The sequence below is a fragment of the Burkholderiales bacterium genome (genome assembly GCA_015075645.1).
Lineage (GTDB): Bacteria > Pseudomonadota > Gammaproteobacteria > Burkholderiales > Casimicrobiaceae > VBCG01.
In genome coordinates this window covers 155372-174966 of record JABTUF010000003.1, presented here as the reverse complement: position 1 = coordinate 174966, position 19595 = coordinate 155372, and the positions used below count along the sequence as shown (strand labels likewise).

The following is a 19595-nucleotide window of genomic DNA, read 5'->3' as shown; positions in this document are numbered from 1 at the left end:
CGGATCAGATCGCGAGGTCGCGCAGCATCGCGTCGACGCGCTCGGTAACCGCCGCGTCCATCGCGATCGGGCGCCCAAAGGCGCGCGTGGTCTCGCCGGGCCACTTCGACGTCGCGTCGATGCCCATCTTGCTGCCGAGCCCCGACACCGGCGAGGCGAAGTCGAGGTAGTCGATCGGCGTCGACTCGACGATCAGCGTGTCGCGCGCCGGGTCGACGCGCGTGGTGAGCGCCCAGACGACCTCCTTCCAGTCGCGCACGTCGACGTCGTCGTCGGTCACGACGATCATCTTCGTGTACATGAACTGGCGCAGGAAGCTCCAGACGCCGAACATCACCCGCTTCGCGTGACCCGGGTACTGCTTCCGCATCGACACCACCGCGATCCGGTAGCTGCACCCTTCCGGCGGCAGGTGGAAGTCGACGATCTCGGGAAACTGCTTCCGCAGGAGCGGCACGAACACTTCGTTCAGCGCGAGGCCGAGCACCGCGGGCTCGTCGGGCGGCTTGCCGGTGTAGGTCGAGTGGTAGATCGGGTCGCGCCGCAGCGTCATGCGCTCGATCGTGAGGACCGGGAAGCGCTCGACCTCGTTGTAGTAGCCGGTGTGGTCGCCGAACGGGCCCTCGTCCGCGTGCTCGTACCCGGTCGGGTCGGATGGATCGGGACGCAGGAAGCCTTCGAGCACGATCTCGGCGGAGGCGGGGACCTGCAGCGCATGCGTGACGCAGCGGACGATCTCGGTGCGTCCGCCGCGCAGGAGTCCCGCGAACTGGTACTCGGACAGCGCATCGGGCACCGGCGTGACGGCGCCGAGCAAGGTCGCCGGATCCGCGCCGAGCGCGACCGCGACCGGGAACGGCGTGCCCGGATGCGCGCGCGCATGGTCGCGGAAGTCGAGCGCGCCGCCGCGATGGGCGAGCCAGCGCATGATCACCCGGTTGCGCCCGATCACCTGCTGCCGATAGATGCCGAGGTTCTGCCGCGCCTTCTGCGGCCCGCGCGTCACCGTGAGTCCCCAGGTGATGAGCGGCCCCGCGTCGCCCGGCCAGCAGGTCTGGATCGGCAATCGCGCGAGATCGACGTCGTCGCCTTCCCACACGACCTCCTGGCAAGGCCCGGTCGAGCGCTCCTTCGGCGCCATGTCGAGCACCTTCATGACGAGCGGCCGGGTGTTCTGCCACGCGTCCTTCAGGCCCTTCGGCGGCTCCGGCTCCTTCAGCAACGCGAGGAGCGCGCCGATCTCGCGCAGTCCCTCGCGCCAGTGCGCCGGATTCGCGCCCATCGCGCGGGCGACGCGGCCGGGCGTGCCGAACAGGTTGGCGAGCACCGGGATCGTCGCGCCCGACGGGCCGCGTCGTTCGCCCGCGGGTGACTCGAACAGGATCGCCGGCCCGCCGCGCCGGAGCACGCGGTCGCAGAACGCGGTCATCTCGAGACGCGGATCGACGCTCGCGCGCACGCGCACGAGTTCGCCGTCGCGCTCGAGCTGGTCCACGAAATCACGGAGATCACGGTAGGACATGGCGTGGCCGGTCGTCAGCCAACCCGATTCTAGTCGAGTCGGATTTCACGGCGATCAGCGCGCGGAGGAAGTCGGCCGTCGGGCGTGGCGCGCGTCCATCCTGTCGCCCGTCGGAGGGAGCGCTTCGGGGAGCGCTTCGGAGCTTACGTAGAATGGGCGACCGATGCCTCCCCACGCATTCCTCCGTACGCGCAGGCTGGTCTTCACGGTCGTCCTCGCGGGCTACGTGCTGTCGTTCTTCCACCGCACGGCGCCGGCGGCGATCGCGGACGAACTGCAGCGGGCGTTCGCGATCCCGGCGGCGCTGCTCGGCACGCTCGCTGCCACCTACTTCTACGTCTACACGCTGCTGCAGATCCCGGTCGGCGTGCTGGCCGACACCGCGGGGCCGCGGAAGCTCCTCGCCGGCGGGTCGATCGTCGCCGGCGTCGGGTCGCTCGCGTTCGCGCTCGCCCCGACCTGGGACGTCGCCGCCGTCGGCCGGACGCTCGTCGGCGTGGGCGTGTCGGTCGCGTTCATCTCGATCCTCAAGATCAGCGCGACCTGGTTCGAGGCGCGACGGTTCGCGACGTTGAACGGCGTCACGATGTTCGCCGGCAACCTGGGCGCGGTGGTGGCCGGAGCCCCGCTCGCGTGGGTCGTCACGCTGGCGTCGTGGCGCACCGTGTTCGTGGCGCTCGCGATCCTGTCGTTCACCATCGCCGCCGCGACCTGGTGGCGCGTGCGCGACCGCCCGGACCAGATGGGCTTCCCCGCCGTCGCGCCGGCCGCCCCGCCGGGCGCGCGTCTCGACTGGCGCGCCGCGCTCGCGACCGTCCTCGCGAACCGCGCCACCTGGCCCGCGTTCGTCGTCAACGTCGGCATCGGCGGCTGCTACCTCGCGTTCGCGGGATTGTGGGCGGTGCCCTGGCTCGAGCACGCCTACGGCTACCCGCGCGTCGTCGCCGCCGAGCACGCGAGCCTGCTGCTGCTCGGCGTGGCGGTGGGCGCCGTCGCGATCGGCGTCGTGTCGGACCGGATCGGCAACCGCCGCGTCGTGATGCGCGTGTGCACGTTCGCGTTCGCGCTCTCCTGGCTGCCCTGGCTCGCGCACGCGGCGTGGCCGCTCCCGGCGACGCTCGCGTGGTTCTTCGTGATGGGCCTCATCCTTCCGGGGTTCACGCTGTCGTGGACCGTCGCGAAGGAAGCGAACCGCCCGGAGCACTCCGGCATCGCGACGTCGGTCGTCAACACGGGCATCTTCCTCGGCACCGGGATCCTGCAGCCGCTCGTCGGCTGGGCGATCGACCGCGCCCGCGCGACGGGCGACGTCGCGGCTGCGTGGAACAGCGGCGTCGCGATCCTCGCCGGCTCGGCGGCGCTCGGCGCGCTCGCGTCGCTCCTCGTGCGCGAGCGGGCTGCTAGATCACCGGGTTCGCCGCACCGTCCATCGGGACGACCGCCCCGGTGACGTAGCTCGCCGCGTCCGACGCGAGGAACACCGCGACGTTCGCGACCTCCTCGGGAGTCGCGATCCTGCCGAGCGGTATGCGCTGCTGCATGCGCGCGAGGAGGTCGTCGGGCGACGCTCCGGTCATGCGCGCCTCGGCCGCGAGACCCTCCTCGACGCGGGTGGTGAGCGTCGCGCCCGGGTTGATGGCGTTGACGCGCACGCCCTTCGGGCCGTAGGCGGCGGCGAGACCCACGGTCGCGAGCATCAGCGCCGCGTTCGCCGCCCCGCCGGGCAGGTGCACCGGATTCGCGACCTTGCCGCCCTGTCCGACGACGTTGACGATCGCGCCGCGCCCGCGCGCGGCCATCGCGCGCACGACGAGGTCGACGACATGGACATAGCTGAAGAACTTCGCGTCCATCGCGTCGTGCCACGCCTGCGCGGAGAGTTCGTCGGGCGGGTAGCGCTTCGCCGCTCCGGCGCTGTTCACCAGCACGTCGATCGCGCCCAGCGCACGCGTCGCCTCGTCGACCGCGCGGCGCGCGTCCTCGGCGCGCGCGAGGTCGGCGGCGATCGTCACCGGCCGGTGCGCGAACGCGGACAACTCGCGCAGCGCCGAGTCGAGGTTCGCCTGCGAACGCGACACCATCGCGACACGAGCGCCTTCCGCCGCGAACGCTCGCACGCATGCGAGCCCGATACCCTTGCTGGCACCGGTCACGAGCACGCCACGGTCCTGCAATCCCGGTTCCATGTCATCCTTCCAGCGCGGCGCTGCGATCGCTTGCGGGCCCACCCGCCGCGAGCCAGCGCTCCAGCGTCCGCCACGCCGCGAGCTTCTCGTCGAACGGACGAGTGTACGCCGGGCTGGTCGACGGCAGCGCGATCGTCCGGTAGCCCGCGTCGCGCCAGCGAGGCGCTGCGCGCGCCGCCGTGCCGCCGTTGAACGCGACGAGCACGATGTCCGGCGACGAGCGCCGGACGCGCACGACTTCCGCGCGGGTCTCCCGGCGGATCGACGCGTCGCTCGATCCCAGGCGTTCGCAGGCCACGATCGTGTCCCACAGGGCGATGCCGTGCCGCGCGATGCGCTCGAGCCGGTCGGCGTAGGGCAGCGCCGCGAGCGGCTCGCCGACGAGCGCCCCCACGATCGGCCAGAAGTGGTTGCGCGGGTGCGCGTAGTACTGGCGCGCGGCGAGCGATGCCGCGCCGGGGAAGCTCCCGAGCACCAGGATGCGCGCACCGCGCGGCAGCACCGGCGGGAGTCCCCGCGCGAACGCCCGCGCCGGCGCGCGCCGCATCGCGCCCGCCTTCCGCGCGACGCTCGCTCGGCTCACTGCGCGCGCGGCCACGCGCCCGCGCGCAGCGCGTAGTCGGCGACGGTGCCGGCGAACACCGCGAACCCGAACCAGTGGTTGTGGCGGAACGCGCGGAAGCACCTGTCGCGGTCGCGCCCGCGAATCAGCCAGAGGTGCCAGGCCGCGCAGCCGAGCGCGGCGAGGAGGCCGAGGAAGTAGACCGGTCCGAGGTTCATCAGGCGGCCGACCCAGGTCATGCCCGCGATGTTCCCCGCGTAGCACAGCCCGACCGCGGCGACGTCGAAGCGCCCGAAGGTGATCGCCGAGGTGCGCATGCCGATCCGCAGGTCGTCGTCACGGTCGACCATCGCGTACTCGGTGTCGTAGGCGACCACCCACAGCAGGTTGATCGCGAGCATCGCGAAGGCCGGCGGTTCGGGACTCCCCCGCACGGCGGCGAACGCCATCGGAATGCCGAACGAGAACGCGATGCCGAGGAAGGCCTGCGGCAATGCGAAGAAGCGCTTGAAGAACGGATAGGCGAGCGTGATCGCGAGTCCGGCGAACGACAGGAGGATCGTCGCCGGATTGGTGAACAGCACGAGCACGAACGCGGCGGCCGCGAGCACGGCCCCGACGGCGAGCGCCTCGCGTCCGGACACCTCGCCGGTCACGAGCGGGCGGCCGCTGGTGCGCTTGACGTGCGCGTCGTAACGCCGGTCCGCCCAGTCGTTGAACGCGCAGCCGGCCGAGCGCATCAGCACCGTGCCCAGCGTGAAGATCAGCACCAGCGAGGCGTCCGGCTTTCCGCGCGCGGCGATCCACAGCGCCGTCAGCGTCGGCCACAGCAGGAGCAGGACGCCGATCGGCTTGTCGAGACGGACCAAGCGCTCCCAGGCGTCCAGACGCTCGACGAGCGTCCGGCGCGGCGCGGGGGCCGGTTCGTCGCTCATCGCTGCGCCTTCAGAAGGCGAGCGGCATCTGCCGCCTCGGTTCGCGCGCCGCGGAGGCGTCGAACATCGCCTGCGGCGTCGCGTAGACGAGCCGCACGCGCAGTTCGCGCTTCAGACGTTCGTTCGTGAGGCGCCGCGACTCGTTCATGAACGACAGCAGGACCGGCGCGATGCGCGCTTCGGCTTCCTCCCAGTCGACCCGCGGAGGCCGAGGCAGCCGATGCGCGTCGGCGAGCGCGTCGAACCACTGACCCATCCGAAGTTCCGAGTCGTCGGAGGCGTGGTAGGCGCGGTTGGGCCGGCCCCGGAAGAGCGCCGCCACGACCGCGCGAGCGAGATCGTCGGCATGGATGTGGTTCGTGTACACGTCATGCTCGGGCACGAGTACCGGCGTGCCCTGGCGGATGCGCTCGAGCGGCAGGCGCGTCTGCGCGTAGATGCCGGGCGCGCGCAGGATCGCGAGCGACACGCCGTTGCGCACCGCCCAGGAACGGAGCCGGTCCTCGGCGTCGACCCGCCTCCGTGCCCGCGGCGATTGCGCGCGCCTCGGCCGCGTCTCGGCGACCCGCGCGCCCGCGCAATCGCCGTAGACGCCCGTCGTCGAAACGTAGACGAGTCGTCGTGGTATCCTGCGCGCCGCCGAGAGCGCGGCCACGAGGCGCCCGGTACGCGGGTCGCCGCGGCCGCCGGGAGGGGGTGGCGCGAAGTGCAGCACGGCGTCGGGCGCGGCGCGCAGGCGCGCGAGCGTGCGCAGGTCGTCGAGATCCCCGACCAGCGGAACGACACCGTGTTCGCGCAGCTTCGCGACTTCGTCGGCGCGGCGCGTGAGCCCCACGAGGCGCGCGCGGCCGTCGAGGAGCTTCGCCGCGCGCATCGCGACGTCGCCGCAGCCCACGACGAGCACCCGGATCATGCGCCCGGCGGCGGGGAAAGTAGGGTCAGACTCGACTTTTCGATCTGCACGCCGCCCCGAAATCGTCGCCGCGGATAAAAGTCGAGTCTGACCCTACTTTTCCACATGACATTCGAGGTTACCATAAAGCCCGGCGAGCACGCGTTCCGGTGCGCCGCCGACGAGACCGTGCTCGAGGCCGCGATGAAGGCGGACCTCCTCCTGCCCTACGGCTGCCGGAACGGCGCCTGCGGCACCTGCAAGGGCAGGATCCTCTCGGGCCGCGTCGACTACGGAGCGCACCAGCCCTCGACGCTCCCCGACGCCGAGAAAGCGCGCGGCTACGCGCTCTTCTGCTGCGCGAAGCCGCTCTCCGACCTCACGATCGAGGCGCGCGAGGTCCGGCGCGCGGGTGACATCCCGATCAAGCGGCTGCCCTGCCGCATCGAGTCGATCGACCGGCCTTCGCACGACGTCGCCATCGTGAAGCTCAAGCTGCCGGCCACCGAGCGGATGCAGTACCTCGCCGGGCAGTACGTGGATTTCCTGCTGAAGGACGGCAGGCGCCGCAGCTTCTCGATCGCCAACCCGCCGCACGACGACGCGCTCATCGAACTGCACCTGCGTCACGTGCCCGGCGGCTTCTTCACCGACCAGGTCTTCAAGACGTTCAAGGGTCGCGAGATCCTGCGGATCGAAGGACCGCTCGGGTCGTTCTTCCTGCGCGAGGAAACCGACAAGCCGATGATCTTCGTCGCGGGCGGCACCGGCTTCGCGCCGATCAAGGCGATGATCGAGCACGCGCTGCACCACGAGATCGACCGGCCGATGGTCCTCTACTGGGGCGCCCGCGCGAAGCGGGACCTCTACCTGCCGTCGATTCCCGGCGCCTGGCAGGAGCGGCACCCGCTGTTCACCTTCATTCCGGTGCTCTCCGATCCGCATCCCGACGACGCCTGGCCGGGGCGCACCGGCCTCGTGCACCGCGCCGTCATCGAGGACTTCCCCGACCTCTCCGGCTACCAGGTCTACGCGTGCGGCGCGCCGGCGATGATCGACGCCGCGCGGCGCGACTTCACGACGCAGTGCGGCCTCCCGGAGGACGAATTCTTCGCCGACAGCTTCACCTACGCCGCGGAGGCGGAGGCGCGCGAATAGCCCGGCATGGCGCGGTCCGTCAGGCGCCGCGCAGCCGCTCGAGCAGTTCGTCGGGCGAACGCCAGTCCGCGCCGCAGACGAACCGCGGCAAAAGGAAGCGCGAGTCGCCCGGCGCGACGAGCCGGGGCTCGGTCGTGAACGCCGCGGCGCAGACACCCTCGCCGACCGCGGGCAGGTAATCGCGCGCGAGGAACGCGTTGTGGTGCCCGAACGGGTAGGCGAAGTACGGCGAGGCGCGCCCGCGCGTCGCGCTCCACAGGAATGCGGCCGCGTCGCGGATCTGCGCGTCGGCATCGCCGATCGTGTCCACCTGCGCGAAGTCGCCGCGCGCGTCGCGGGAGTGCCGCACCGCCGCGAGCGCGGGATGCAGGTGGTCCCAGCTGTGGTTGGCGATCGCGATCATGCCGCTGTCGATCGCGGTGGACCACCACGCATCGGCGAGCGAGCCCGGCGTGAGCCAGGTGTACGCGGGGTCGGCGTTCGACTCCATCGCGAGCCGGCCCTCCGGTGACGCGATGACGAAGCTGGTCGCGTGGAGATCCGGCTGCGCGCCCGGGCGCCGTGCCGCGAAGGCGCGCATCGCCCCGGCGAAGCCCTGCTGGATCCCGTATACCGGGTGCACGACGTCGTCCACGTCGAAGCGCGGCCCGTCGTCGAAGGTGAGCGCGACGAGCTTCGCGTCGTTGCCCCGCGCGTGCGCTCGGACGAGTTCGCCCAGCGGCACGATGCGCCACCCGGCGTCGGTCAGGACGTCGAGATCGAGCGCGAGCGCGACGTGGTCGTTCGCGTCGTAGTCGGGGCCGACCACGTGGTGCGAGTGGTAGGCGAGGATCGCGAGCGGCATCAGGCGCCCCGCTCGCGCAGTTCCGCGATCGCGAGCTTCAGCGCCGCCGCGAGGTGGGCGTTGGCCTCGTCGACGCGCCCGAGCCGGGCCAGCATCTCGCCCAGGAACACGCGCGTGTTCCAGTGGTCGTCGAGCGCGAGACTCGCCTCGCAGTAGGTCTGCGCCTTCCCCCAGAGCTGCGCACGCTCGCAGAGCCGGCCCAGCGCGAAGAGCAGCGTCGCGTCGTCGCTGTGCTGCGCGAGCCAGCGCTCGGCGACCTCGAGCTGGCGCGCGCCCTCGGGGGGATGGGCGTCCGCGAAGAGCGCGACCAGCGCGCTCTCCCATTGGCGGTCCAGCGATCTCGCGAGCAGGTCGGCGGCCTCGCGGTCGTCCCCCGATCGCAGGAGCCCCGACGCCGCCGCGCGGGCGACGCGCGGGTGGAGCCGATCGGCCTCGGGAAGCCGGTTCCAGTACGCGCGCAGCCCCGACGCGTCGTGGCCGAGTCCTGCCAGCGCGTCGGCGTGCGCACTCGCGCGGACCATCGCGCCCTGCTCCGCGTCGTAGACCTTCCGGCGCACGAGCTGATCGACGACCGGAGGCATCTCCGCGGGGCGGCCGGCGGCCGAGAGCGCGCGCAGCGAAAGGCGGAGCGCCGCCGTGTGCGAGCCCGCCTCGCGCCTGAGGTCGTCGAGACGCACGAGCGCCTCGCCGGCTCGCCCCTGCTCGAGCGCCATCTCGGCTTCCAGCATCAATCTGGGCACGCAGAGCGAATCCGCACGGGCGTCCGGCCGCGCGAGCAACGCCGCGGCGGCGCCGAAGTCGCGCATGTCGAGCGCCGCGCGCGCTCCGATCAGGGCCGGAAGTCCGCCGGACCGAGGCAGCGCCAGCGCCTCGTCGGCGAGCTCCCGGGCGCGCCCGTAGCGTCCTTCCAGCAAGGCGACGATCGCGGCGTCCTGTTTCGCGCGCGCGCGCTCGAGCTGGGCTCGCGCGCGGTGCGTACGCACCTCGCGCGGCATCGCGGCAATGCGCGCGGCGAAGCGCAGCAGCAGATGAACCACCAGGAACGCGACGAACGTGCCCAGCACGAAGACGAAGAACGACGTCTCGATACGCAGCGGCGGCAGCACGAACTGGACGTAGCCCGCGTCGGACTTCGCGAGGAGCGCGAATCCGACCGCGAGCGCGGCGATCGACAGGAACGCGGCGAGGAAGCGCATCGAGCGCCGGTCAGCGAAACGGAAGGCCGCGCGCGCTCACGGCCGCCCGCGGGGCGCGTCGGCGCGCGCCTCCTGCGCGACGCGCAAGGCCCGCGCGGCGTCGAGACTGCGCGTGAGTTCGGGCACGTCCGAGGCCATCGTCACCGAGGACATCGTCGCGAGCGAGGCGAGCGTGACCGCGACCGGCCTCGCGCGCACGTCGAAGTACTGGCGGATCCACGTGTCCGCCGCCTTCACGTCGGCGCGGAACGCTGCTTCGTTGCGCGCGATGAGCGAGAGGCGCGCCGACAGGAGGCGCAGGCGCAGGTTCTCGCGCAGGTAGTACTGCTGCGTCGGCGAGACGAGCGGCGGCGCCGGCCGCCCGCTCACCTCGACGCGCACGAGCGATTTGAGGTCGGACCACAGCTCGCGCAGGTGGCGCGACCACGACGGAGCGTCGGCGAGCGGGGGCGCGGGCGTCGGCGGCGGCAGGTGCTCGTCGCGCGCGAGCGGCATGGCGTCGATCGCGAGGACCGCGGCGTCGAGGCGTCCGGCGAGGCCGGCCGTGTCGACGTACGGCACCGCCTTCAGCTTCTCCATGTCCGCTGCGATCGCTCGGCGCAGCGGAGCGAACTTCGGCCGGTCGAGACGGGCGAGCTTGCCGTCCGCGAGCTGCAGCGCGGCGATCGCCGCGGGCACGTTGCCCGCGATCGCGAGTTGCTGGCTCGCGAGCGAGAGCACCTGCTCGACCTCGACCACCGCCAGTTCGTCGCGCGACGGCGCGAGGTCGCGGTAGAGCGTTTCGAGCGCCGCCTGCTGCGATTGCGATTCCGCGAGCCGCGTTTCGAGCAACGCGAGCTTCGCGAGGGCCTCGCGCAACTCGCCCGCCATCGCCGCGTCGCGCGCCTTCGCCTGCGCCTCCGCCGCGTCCGCGGTCGTGAGCCGGGCGGCCACCTCGGTCCGAAGCGTCGACAGGTCCCGCTTCGCGTCGATCCAGGCGACCACGGCGGCGGCGACGGCCACGGCAGCCGCGGCCATGCCGATCGTCCGCAGGCGCCGGGCGGGTCCCGACGCGGACAGGGGCGGTCGAGCGGGCCGATCGGTTTCGGCGCGATCGACGCGGTCAGCCGGCGTGTTCACCGCGCAATTCTAGCAGCGGGGGGCGCCCGCCGAGCCCCGGCAGCAGGGTGTTCGGGATTACAATGCTCCCTGCGCGAGCGTCCCGCGCGCCGCATCGCTCCCCGTGAACGGACTCACGTTGATCGCGCTGATCGCGCTCGCGATCGGCATCGTGTTCGCGTACCGCGCGGGCCGCATCGCCGGCCGCCGCGAGGCGAACGCGCCGCCGCCGCCGTTCTCGAGCGCGGCGCTGCAGGATGCGTCTCCACGTTCACCCCCCGCGTCGGCGCCGCCGGCGTCCGTGCCCGAGTCCGCGCCGTCGGCACCGGGCGGGCCGCCGGATCCCATCGACACGGAACGATCGCGGCTCGTCGTCGCCTGGGAGGCGGAATGCGCGCGGACGACGTCCGCGCTCGCCGACGAGCGCGCCTCGCGCGTCCAGTTCGAGGCATTCGCGCGCGATCGCCGCGCGCTCTTCTCCGACCTCGCGGACGCCCGCGGCGAGACCGCGCGCTACCGGCGGCTCGTCGTCGACTTCGAGACCAACGCGCCGCCGTCGATCCTCGGCGGCCCCGGCGCGCCGGACGACCTCAAGCTCATCGTCGGCGTGGGTCCGATGCTCGAGCGCATGCTGCAGCAACTGGGCGTCACGACCTTCCGCCAGATCGCGCGCTGGTCGGAGCGCGACATCGACGAGTTCGACGCGAAGCTCGCGGAGTTCCCCGGACGCATCCGCCGCGACGGCTGGGTGGTGCAGGCGCGCGCGCTGCACCAGAGCAAGTACGGCGAGCGCGCGTGACCCGGCCGGTCGACACCCCGCACGCGGTCGGGCATGCGCTGTCGCACGCCTTCGTGCCGATGGCGGTCCTCGCGCTCATCTGGGGCTGCAACTGGCCGGTGCTGAAGCTCGGCGTCACCGAGATCCCCCCGCTCACCTTCCGCGCCGTCACGCTCCCGTTCGCCGCGCTCGGGATGCTCGCGGTCGCGCGCGCGTCGGGCGAGTCGATCGCGATCCCGCGCGACTGGTGGGGCCGCGTCGCGGTGCTCGCGTTCTTCAACATCGCCGGATGGAACGGGCTCGTGCTCTTCGGCGTGCAACTGCTCCCGGCGGGCCGCAGCGCGATCATCGCCTACACGATGCCGGTGTGGGCGACGCTCGTCGCGCTGATGGTGCTGCACGAGCCGCTCGGCAGGCGCAAGGCGATCGGCCTCGTGCTGGGCATGATCGGCATGGCGCTGCTGCTGGGCGAGGACTTCGCGCTGCTCCGGCGCAGCCCGTTCGGCGCGGGCATGATCCTCGGGGCCGCGATCCTGTGGTCGATCGGCACCGTGCTGCTGCGCAAGTGGAAGCCGCCGATCGCGCAGAACGCGCTTTCGGGCTGGATGATGCTCGGGGGCTGGTTGCCGCTCGCCGTCGCGGCGCCCTTCCTCGACGACGCCGGCGTCGTCGCGCGCGTCGCGAACGCGTCGCACCTGGCCTGGCTCGCCATCGCCTACAACATCGTGCTTGCCGGAACGCTCGCGCACTGGGCGTGGTTCACCCTCGCACGCACGCTCCCGGTCGCCGTGTCGGGACTGGCGTCGCTGCCGGTGCCGGTCGTCGGCGTGTTCGCCGGGATGATCGTCCTGGGTGAACGCCCGGGCACGGCCGAGTGGCTCGCGCTCGGCTTCGTGGTCGCCTCGCTCGTCGCGGTGCTCTGGCCGGCGCGGACCGTGCCGAAACCGGCGCCGTTGACGCCGGCGGATTGAGCGTCGCCGCGGGGAGCCGCCCCGATCGGCAGCCCGAATCGCCCTACGCCACCGCCTCGTCGATCGCGTCGTGGTCGTGCGCGAGGTCGACCGGTGCTCCGCGTTCCGACGACGTCGAGATCGCGAGCGTCGCCGCGAGCGTGCGCGCGCCGTCCGCACCGGAGGCGAGCGGCACCTCGCGTCCTTCGATCGCCGCGCGCAGGTGTCGTACCTGCTCGAAGTAGGGATCGCGATCGAAGCTCTTGATCGGCGTCGAGGCGATCGGCTGGTTCCAGTCGCCGGTCGCCGGATCGCGGTAGCGCCAGACGCGAAGCGCCGGGAATTCGAGCGCTCCGCCGGTGCCGACGATCCGGGTGCTGTTCTCGCCCGACCACGGGAAGCTCGGGCTCTCGCCCAGGCCCTGCTCGATCGTCCACGGGCTCGCCGCCACGTCGCTCGCGAGGATCGTACCGAGCGCGCCGTTCGCGAAGGTCAGCACCGCGGCCGCCGTGTCCTCGACCTCGAACGCGCGGATCGCGCGGCTCGTGCGTCCCTGGACGCTCGTGACCTCGCCGACGAGGAAGCGCAGCATGTCGACCTCGTGGATCAGGTTGATGAGCACCGGGCCACCGCCCGCCGTGCGCCGCCAGGCCGCGTCGAAATAGGCATCGGGCTTGCGCGTCGCCCACAGCAGCGTCGCGCCGGCGACGCGGCCCAGCACGCCGTCGGCGACGATCCGTCGCGCCTCCTGCGCCTGCACGTGATGGCGGCGGTGGTGCCCGACCAGCAGCACGACGCCGGCGTGCTTCGCCTCGCGCAGCAGCACGCAGGCGTCGCCGACCGTGTCGGCGATCGGCTTCTCGACGAGCATGTGCACGCCCGCGCGCGCGCAGTCGACGCCGATCGGAACGTGCAGGCGGTTCGGCGCCGCGATGATGACCGCGTCCGGTTTCGCCGTGTCGAGCAGCGCCCGGTGCGAGGCGAAGACCGGGACCGGCAGCGTCGCGACCGCCGGGTCGTCGCGCGGGAGCGTGTCGGCGACCGCGCACAGTTCCGCGTCGGGAGATGCGACGAGCGTCGCGATGTGGCGCCGCCCGATCAGGCCCGCCCCGATCACGCCGACGCGCAGCTTCGCCATGCTCTCTCCCGTGGGTCAGGCCTGACGGGTTCTGCCGAATCGTAGGGCGTCAGGCTGAAGCCTGACCCACGAGGACAGCGGAGCGGCGCTCGATGCGCCGCCGCCGGAGACTCCCCCGCCACTGTCAACTGTCAACTGTCAACTGAATCCTGAACGCGCTCACGCGAGTTCGGGAATCAGCGTCGGCAGCGGGCGGTGCGCGAACCACGCGTCGAGGTTCGCCTTGCAGAGGTCGCCCATCGCCTGGCGCGTCTCCCGCGTCGCGCTGCCCACGTGCGGCAGCAGCACGACGTTCTCCATCGCGAGGAGCGCCTTCGGCACGTGCGGCTCGTCGGCGAACACGTCGAGCCCCGCCGCCTTGATCGTGCCCCGTTCCAGCGCGGCCACCAGCGCCGGCTCGTCGATGATCGAGCCGCGCGCGATGTTGACGATCGTGCCCTTGCTGCCCAGCGCCGCGAGCACGCCGGCATCGACGAGGTTCTTCGTCGCCGGCCCGCCCGGACACGCGACGACGAGGAAGTCGGACTCCGCCGCGAGCGCCTTCAGGTCGGGCACGAACCGGTAGTGCACGCCCGCCTGCGCGTTGCGGCCGGTATACGCGATCAGCATGCCCATCGCCTCGAGGCGCAGCGCGATCGCCTTGCCGATGCGCCCGAGGCCGAGGATCCCGGCCTTCCTGCCGCCCAGGCGCGTCGTGAGTTCCGGCCCGGACTTCTCCCACGCGCCGGATCGGACGAACCGTTCGGCCTTCGCGAAGCCCCGACCGGTCATCAGAACGAGGCCGACCGCGACGTCGGCGACGTCGTCGGTCAGGACGTCGGGTGTGTTGGTCACCTTGATGCCGCGCTTGCGGCAGTAGTCGATCGGCACGCCGTCGTAGCCCACGCCGAACACCGAGATGATCTCGAGCTGCGGCAGTGCGTCCAGGAGTTCGGTCGGTGTCACCGTGCCCCCGCCCTGCACCAGGCCCCTGATGCGGCCGGCATGAGCGCGCAGGAGCGCCGCCCGGTCCGCCGCCTGCACGTAATCGTGGCAGCGGTAGTCGCGCCGCAGCGGTTCGTAGAGGAACGGCGGCAACGGCGCGGTGACGATCACCTCCGGCATGCTCATGGTCATCCTGTCCTGTCGTTCGTCGTTCGGGTGCGGGCCCATTCTAGCAATCCGGCGATCAGTCCCGCGTCGGAACCGGGCGTGAGCCGCGCGTCGAGGCCGGCGGCGCGCGCGTGCATCGCGATGCGTTCGTGCGGCGCGAACGCGGGCAGGCGCGCGAGACGCGCGCGGCCCGCCTCGCCGGCCGCGCGCAGCAGATTGTCGACGCCTTCGGAGGACGTGAGCGTCAACGCGTGCGCGCGTCCGCCGTCGATCGCGTCGAGGACCGCCGCGACACCGCCCGTCGGAGCCGCGCGCCGATAGCAGGCCACCGTCGTCACGCTGGCGCCCCGCGCAGCGAGCGTCTCCGCGAGGAGTTCGCGGCCGCCCTGCCCGCGAAAGAGGACCGCGCGCCTCCCGCGCAGGTCGGCGAGTTCCGGGAGCGCGAGGAGCCCCTCGCTGTCGTAACGGTCCGGCGGAATGCGCACGTCGGGCACGCCCACGCCCGCGAGCGCCTCCGCGGTGCCGGGACCCGGCGCATACGCCTGCAGGTTGCGCGGCCAGCGCCCGGGCGGGGGCGCGCCGAACTCCGCCGCGTTCGCCGACACGAAGAACGCGAGATCGAACGACGCGAGCGCCGCGTGGGCGCGATCGAGCGCGCCGCGATCGTCGGGCGGCAGGATGACGATCGCGGGCCACGCGATCGGGTTCGCGCCGAGCGAGGCGAGCTTCTGCGCGAACGCGCCCGCCTGCCGCGCGGGCCGCGTCACGACGATGCCGAGCCCGGACAGCGGACCCCCGGCCGCCCGCGTGTTCCGCGTGACCGCGTTCATCCCGCGAGGAGCCGCGCCGCCCCGCGTGCGAGCAGCCGGTCGGCGACGGCGAGTCCGAGCGCGTCGGCGGTCCCGTGGTCTTCGACGACGGCTTCGTCCTCGGCACGCAGAACGTCGCGACCATCGGCGCTCGCGACCAGAGCACGCAGCCACAGAACCTCCCCGACCCACACCGCGTGCGCGGCGATGGCGGTCCGCCGACCGCCCGGGAGCGCGCGCTCGCACGCACGTTCGGCGGCCGTCGCGAACGTCGTCGCGATGTCGCGGAACGGCGCGAGCAGATCGATCAGGTCCGGTCGGTCGGCGCGGCACAAGAGCGCGACCGCGCCCTGCCCGGTCGCGGGCAAACTCTCCGAAGGGTCGAGGAGCTCGGTGATTCGATCGGCGTAGCCCAGCGGCCGCATGCCGGCCACGGCGGCCACGATCGCCTGGCATCGACCCGAGTCGAGCGCTGCGATTCTCGTGCCGATGTCTCCGACCAGCGGTTCGACCACGATCGTCGGCGCGCGATCGTGCAACTGCGCCCGGCGGCGAAGGCTCGACGTGCCCACGACACCTTCGCCGAACTCGTCGACGCGCACGCCACCGGAGGACACCCACGCGTCGCGCGGGTCATCGCGCGCGCCGATCGCGGCGATCGCGAAAATCCCGGGCAGGCGCGCCGGCACGTCCTTCAACGAGCGAACGGCGACGTCGGCGCGACCTTCCGTCAGCGCGTCCTCCGTCGGAGTCGGGCATCCACGACAACCGAGGGCCCGATGCGTCGGACGCCGCTGCGTCGAGCCCGAGCCGACGCGCAGGATGTCGACATGGGTATGCGGCAGCAATCCCGCGAGCCGCGCCCGGACGCGATCGACCTGCGCGCCGGCGAGCGCGGTAGCAGGGGCCACCAGCGTGAGCCGGCGCGGCACGGGAGGCGAGATCATCGGTCCGTGATCGAAACGCGCAACCTCCGGGGCGCGACCGGCTACGCGGCGATGAAGCGACTCGCGCCGCGAGCGAGGAACTCGTCGGCCAGCGCGCGCCCGAGCGTCTCGGCGTCCGAGGTCTCACCGGTCTCGGGGTCGATGCGGGCGGTGCGTTCGCCGCGCAGGATGTCGGTACCGTCGCGCGAGGCGATCAGTCCGCGCAACCACAGCCCGTCCTCGCGGAACGTCGCGAAGCCGCCGATCGGCGTGTGGCAACTGCCGGAGAGCGCGCGCGAGAACGCCCGCTCGGCGGTGATCGCCAGCAAGGTCGGCCGGTGGACCAGCGGCTGCAGCCACTCGATGACGTCGGTGCGAGCGCTCGGGCACTCGAGGGCGAGCGCACCCTGCCCGACCGCCGGCAGGAACTCCGCCGGGTCGAGCAGCGCGGAAACGCGGTGGCCCTGCTCGAGACGATTGAGGCCGGCCGCCGCGAGGACCATCGCGTCGTACTGACCCTCGTCGAGCTTCTGCACACGTGTGTTCACGTTGCCACGCAGGAGCTTCACCCTGAGGGTCGGCTTGCGATCGCGCAACTGCGCCTCGCGGCGCAGGCTCGAGGTGCCGACGACCGCGCCGTCGGGCAGCGCGTCGATCGACGGCCAGGCGTTGCACACCAGCGCGTCGCGCGGATCCTCGCGAACCGGCACCGCGGCGATCGTGAAGCCGGGCGCCATCTCCATCGGCATGTCTTTCAGCGAATGGACGGCGAAATCCGCGCGTCCCTCGAGCATTGCGGTCTCGATTTCCTGAATGAACAGGCCCTTGCCGCCGATCGCGGCGAGCGCCTGGTCGAGGACGCGGTCGCCCTGCGTGGTGATGCCGCGCAGCGTCACGGCGCAATCCGGATAGATCGCGAGGAGCCGGTCGCGGATGTACTGCGCATGGCACAGCGACAACGCCGACTTGCGCAACGCGACCAGCAGCTGTCGGGGGGGGGTGGGGAGAGCCATCGTCGCGTTGTCGTGGGCCGGCGCCCGCGGCTGCCTGCCTCCGGACGGCCGCAGATTCTAGCACTCCCGAACCGGCGCTCCGGAGCACGGGCAGGGCGCACGCGATCGACCGCGGACCGACGCCCCCGTCGTCGGGCGGACGCCCGTGTTGCATTCGCGGCGATCGAAGCGGGGGCCGCCGCGAACGCGCCCTGCCGGTCGGTCGCGCGCGTCGCGACGCGCGTCACGCGGAAACGCGCGCGATCGCTTTCACCTCGAGCAGGAGTCCGGGGACCGCGAGCGCGGCCACGCCGACGCAGGTCAGCGGAAACCGCGCGTCGGCGACGTACCGATCCTTGACCGCGCGGAACAGCGGCCAGTGCGACGCGAGGTCGACGTGGTAGGTGGTCAGGTCGACGATGTCTCCGAAGCCGCAGCCCGCCTCGGCGAGCACGAGGCGCAGGTTCTCGAAACAGGCGACGAACTGAGCCTCCGGGTCAGCGATGACCTCGAGGTCCGGCGTGCGTCCGACCTGTCCGGCCGCGAAGAGGAAGCCGCCGGCGACGAGGCCCGGCAGGTAGCCGCGCGTCCGCGGTATCGCGCGCATCGACTCGGGAACGATCGGTCGGCGGTCCATCGATGACTCGCTTTCTGCGCGCGAGCCAAGGCATCGCCTCCGCCCGCCGCAACGTCTCGCGCGCCGGCGTTTCCGTCATCAGCGGCGCACGAAGGGATTGGGGAACTCGGTCGCAGTCGACACCCAGACGCTCTTCGTTTCCAGGAATTCCCGGATGCCGGCGAGACCGCCCTCGCGCCCGTGTCCGCTCATCTTGAATCCACCGAACGGCGACGTCGTGCTCGTCATCCGGTAATTGTTGATCCAGACGGTGCCCGCGCGCACGCGATCGGCCATCGTGAGCGCCCGACGCATCGACGTCGTCCACACGCCCGCAGCGAGCCCGAATCGCGTGTCGTTCGCGATCGCGACCGCCTCGTCCTCGGTGTCGAACCCGATCACGGCGAGGACCGGGCCGAAGACCTCCTCCCGCGCGATGCGCATGCCGCTGGTGACGTCGACGAAGATCGTCGGCTTGTAGAACAGGCCCTCCGGCCAGCCCGGCACGCTCGCGCGCTCCCCGCCGCAGACCAGGCGCGCGCCCTCGTCCCGGGCGATCGCGACATAGCGCTCGATCTTCTCCATCTGCGGCTTGGTCGAGATCGGCGCGATCTGCGTCTCCGGGTCCGCCGGATGTCCGAAACGGGCGTCCGACACGAAATCGACGAGCCGGCGCACGAACGCGTCGCGGATCGTGTTCTGCACCAGCAGACGCGAACCGGCCACGCAAGACTGGCCCGAGGCCGCGAAGATGCCCGCCACCACACCCTTGACCGCGTCGTCCGGGTTCGCGTCGTCGAACACGATGTTCGGCGACTTGCCCCCCAGTTCCATCGTGACCCGCTTCATGTGCCGCGCGGCCTTCTCGGCGATCGCGCAACCCGCTTCGGGTCCACCGGTGAAGGCGATCCGGTCGACGTCCCGGTGCGTGACGAGCGCGTCGCCGATCTCCGTGCCGAAACCGGTGACCACGTTCACGACCCCGGGCGGGAAACCCGCGGCTTCGACGAGCTTGACGAACTCGAGCAGCGACGCCGACGTGAATTCGGAGGGCTTCAGAACGACCGTGCATCCCGCGGCGAGCGCCGGCGCGAGCTTGAGGCTCGTGAGCGGCAACGGGGAGTTCCACGGCATGATGCAGACGACCACCCCGGACGGCTCGAGCTTCGTGTAATTGAACACCCCCGGCTTGTCGCTCGGGATCACCGTGCCTTCGACCTTGTCGGCGAGACCACCGTAGTAGTAGTAGTAGTTCGCCATGTAGCGCATCTGCATGGCGAGTTCGGCGTACAGCTTCCCGTTGTCCTTCATCTCCACCCGCGCGAGCCACTCGCCGTGGGCCGAGATCTGGTCGCCCAGACGATGCAGCAACGCACCGCGCAGCGAGGCGGTCAACGCCGGCCAGGCGCCGGAGGTGAGTGCGCGTCGGGCCGCCAGGACCGCCGCGTCGGCGTCGGCGGCCGTCCCGCGCGGCACCCGCGCCCAGGGCTCGCCTGCGACCGGATCCTCGGTGACCATCCACCTTCCTTCGACCGGGTCGACGAAACGACCGTCGATATGGTGACGGTAGTGATAGAGCCCGTCGGGCGCGCGCGGGGTCGCAGGCAGGCCGGCGGGGAAGGGTTCGATCCTGGTGGTGTCGTGGGTCGTCATCGGCGCAGGCGGACCGCTTTATTGGTATTAGAGTATAGACATTAACACCACTGGGATGCTATAAAAATGCTCCGGCGCCGTTGACGACGACCGGGCGGGGTCCCGCACCGGGCCGCGAGGGCCGATCTCCTTCGCCAATGTCGCTCGTCGACCCGGCCGGCGTGTCGGTATGCTGGCGACGGGGCTTCGGACGGCCGGCCTCGCCCTCCCGGGGGCGTCGTCAGCGCGGCGAAGGTTCCGCGTGCCTT

General features: G+C 72.1%; 19 protein-coding genes. 4 read left to right on the top strand and 15 right to left on the bottom strand.

What is annotated here, in order from left to right; translation table 11 throughout:
* Nucleotides 1–4 precede the first annotated feature (4 nt).
* The gene (ubiD, locus tag HS109_07705) at nt 5–1522 is read right to left on the bottom strand and encodes a 4-hydroxy-3-polyprenylbenzoate decarboxylase (GenBank protein MBE7522255.1); all 1518 of its coding nucleotides are present in this window, start codon (nt 1520–1522) and stop codon (nt 5–7) included.
* Nucleotides 1523–1685: 163 nt separating this feature from the next.
* On the opposite strand from ubiD, the gene HS109_07700 reads away from it, so the two are divergent.
* Nucleotides 1686–2972, top strand: a complete 1287-nt coding sequence (locus HS109_07700) for an MFS transporter (protein ID MBE7522254.1) — start codon at nt 1686–1688, stop codon at nt 2970–2972.
* Here the strand turns inward: HS109_07700 and HS109_07695 are convergent.
* Genes HS109_07695 through HS109_07680 form a run of 4 tightly spaced genes read right to left on the bottom strand, consistent with a single transcriptional unit; the run spans nt 2923 to nt 6118 of the window.
* Nucleotides 2923–3708: an SDR family oxidoreductase gene (locus HS109_07695; GenBank protein MBE7522253.1), complete on the bottom strand. Its 786-nt coding sequence runs from the start codon at nt 3706–3708 to the stop codon at nt 2923–2925. The two genes, HS109_07700 and HS109_07695, sit on opposite strands and share 50 nt — an antisense overlap.
* Nucleotide 3709: 1 nt before the next feature.
* On the bottom strand, nt 3710–4255 hold the full coding sequence (locus tag HS109_07690; protein ID MBE7522252.1) for a DNA-deoxyinosine glycosylase: 546 nt from the start codon (nt 4253–4255) through the stop codon (nt 3710–3712).
* A 32-nt stretch (nt 4256–4287) separates the two neighbouring features.
* Nucleotides 4288–5205: a 4-hydroxybenzoate octaprenyltransferase gene (ubiA, locus tag HS109_07685; GenBank protein ID MBE7522251.1), complete on the bottom strand. Its 918-nt coding sequence runs from the start codon at nt 5203–5205 to the stop codon at nt 4288–4290.
* 10 nt (nt 5206–5215) lie between these two features.
* Nucleotides 5216–6118 carry an SDR family oxidoreductase gene (locus tag HS109_07680; GenBank protein ID MBE7522250.1) on the bottom strand — a complete coding sequence of 301 codons (903 nt, stop codon included), beginning with the start codon at nt 6116–6118 and terminating at the stop codon, nt 5216–5218.
* Nucleotides 6119–6223: 105 nt separating this feature from the next.
* Here HS109_07680 and HS109_07675 point away from each other — a divergent pair, with 105 nt between their 5' ends.
* Nucleotides 6224–7255: a CDP-6-deoxy-delta-3,4-glucoseen reductase gene (locus tag HS109_07675; GenBank protein MBE7522249.1), complete on the top strand. Its 1032-nt coding sequence runs from the start codon at nt 6224–6226 to the stop codon at nt 7253–7255.
* Between the two features lie 19 nt (nt 7256–7274).
* On the opposite strand, the gene HS109_07670 is transcribed toward HS109_07675, so the two are convergent.
* From HS109_07670 to HS109_07660, 3 genes are read right to left on the bottom strand one after another with little or no spacing between them, the layout of a single operon-like run.
* Nucleotides 7275–8099 (bottom strand): polysaccharide deacetylase family protein, encoded by an 825-nt coding sequence (locus tag HS109_07670; protein MBE7522248.1) that lies wholly within the window; start codon nt 8097–8099, stop codon nt 7275–7277.
* Nucleotides 8099–9295, bottom strand: coding sequence for a heme biosynthesis protein HemY (locus tag HS109_07665; protein MBE7522247.1), 1197 nt, complete (start codon nt 9293–9295; stop codon nt 8099–8101). Before HS109_07665 ends, HS109_07670 begins: the two co-directional genes overlap by 1 nt.
* Nucleotides 9296–9331: 36 nt before the next feature.
* Nucleotides 9332–10312: a uroporphyrinogen-III C-methyltransferase gene (locus tag HS109_07660; GenBank protein MBE7522246.1), complete on the bottom strand. Its 981-nt coding sequence runs from the start codon at nt 10310–10312 to the stop codon at nt 9332–9334.
* A 205-nt stretch (nt 10313–10517) separates the two neighbouring features.
* On the opposite strand from HS109_07660, the gene HS109_07655 reads away from it, so the two are divergent.
* Together HS109_07655 and HS109_07650 are read left to right on the top strand one after the other, a co-directional pair.
* A complete protein-coding gene (locus HS109_07655; protein ID MBE7522245.1) occupies nt 10518–11192 on the top strand; it encodes a hypothetical protein in 675 nt (224 codons plus the stop codon).
* Nucleotides 11189–12142, top strand: a complete 954-nt coding sequence (locus tag HS109_07650; protein ID MBE7522244.1) for an EamA family transporter — start codon at nt 11189–11191, stop codon at nt 12140–12142. Before HS109_07655 ends, HS109_07650 begins: the two co-directional genes overlap by 4 nt.
* A 43-nt stretch (nt 12143–12185) precedes the next feature.
* Here HS109_07650 and HS109_07645 read toward each other — a convergent pair whose 3' ends face one another.
* From HS109_07645 to HS109_07615, 7 genes are all read right to left on the bottom strand, one after another.
* Nucleotides 12186–13259 (bottom strand): Gfo/Idh/MocA family oxidoreductase, encoded by a 1074-nt coding sequence (locus tag HS109_07645; protein ID MBE7522243.1) that lies wholly within the window; start codon nt 13257–13259, stop codon nt 12186–12188.
* Between the two features lie 159 nt (nt 13260–13418).
* Nucleotides 13419–14369 carry a 2-hydroxyacid dehydrogenase gene (locus HS109_07640; protein ID MBE7522242.1) on the bottom strand — a complete coding sequence of 317 codons (951 nt, stop codon included), beginning with the start codon at nt 14367–14369 and terminating at the stop codon, nt 13419–13421.
* A 2-nt stretch (nt 14370–14371) separates the two neighbouring features.
* The gene (locus tag HS109_07635) at nt 14372–15181 is read right to left on the bottom strand and encodes a uroporphyrinogen-III synthase (GenBank protein MBE7522241.1); all 810 of its coding nucleotides are present in this window, start codon (nt 15179–15181) and stop codon (nt 14372–14374) included.
* Nucleotides 15178–16107: a hydroxymethylbilane synthase gene (gene hemC, locus HS109_07630; GenBank protein MBE7522240.1), complete on the bottom strand. Its 930-nt coding sequence runs from the start codon at nt 16105–16107 to the stop codon at nt 15178–15180. The genes HS109_07635 and hemC (HS109_07630) overlap by 4 nt, the downstream gene beginning before the upstream one ends.
* Before the next feature lie 41 nt (nt 16108–16148).
* Nucleotides 16149–17099 (bottom strand): hydroxymethylbilane synthase, encoded by a 951-nt coding sequence (gene hemC / locus HS109_07625; protein MBE7522239.1) that lies wholly within the window; start codon nt 17097–17099, stop codon nt 16149–16151.
* A 223-nt stretch (nt 17100–17322) separates the two neighbouring features.
* A complete protein-coding gene (locus HS109_07620) occupies nt 17323–17715 on the bottom strand; it encodes a RidA family protein (GenBank protein ID MBE7522238.1) in 393 nt (130 codons plus the stop codon).
* A gap of 78 nt (nt 17716–17793) precedes the next feature.
* Complete coding sequence (locus HS109_07615; GenBank protein MBE7522237.1) at nt 17794–19347, bottom strand: aldehyde dehydrogenase; 1554 nt, start codon at nt 19345–19347, stop codon at nt 17794–17796.
* Nucleotides 19348–19595: the final 248 nt, after the last annotated feature.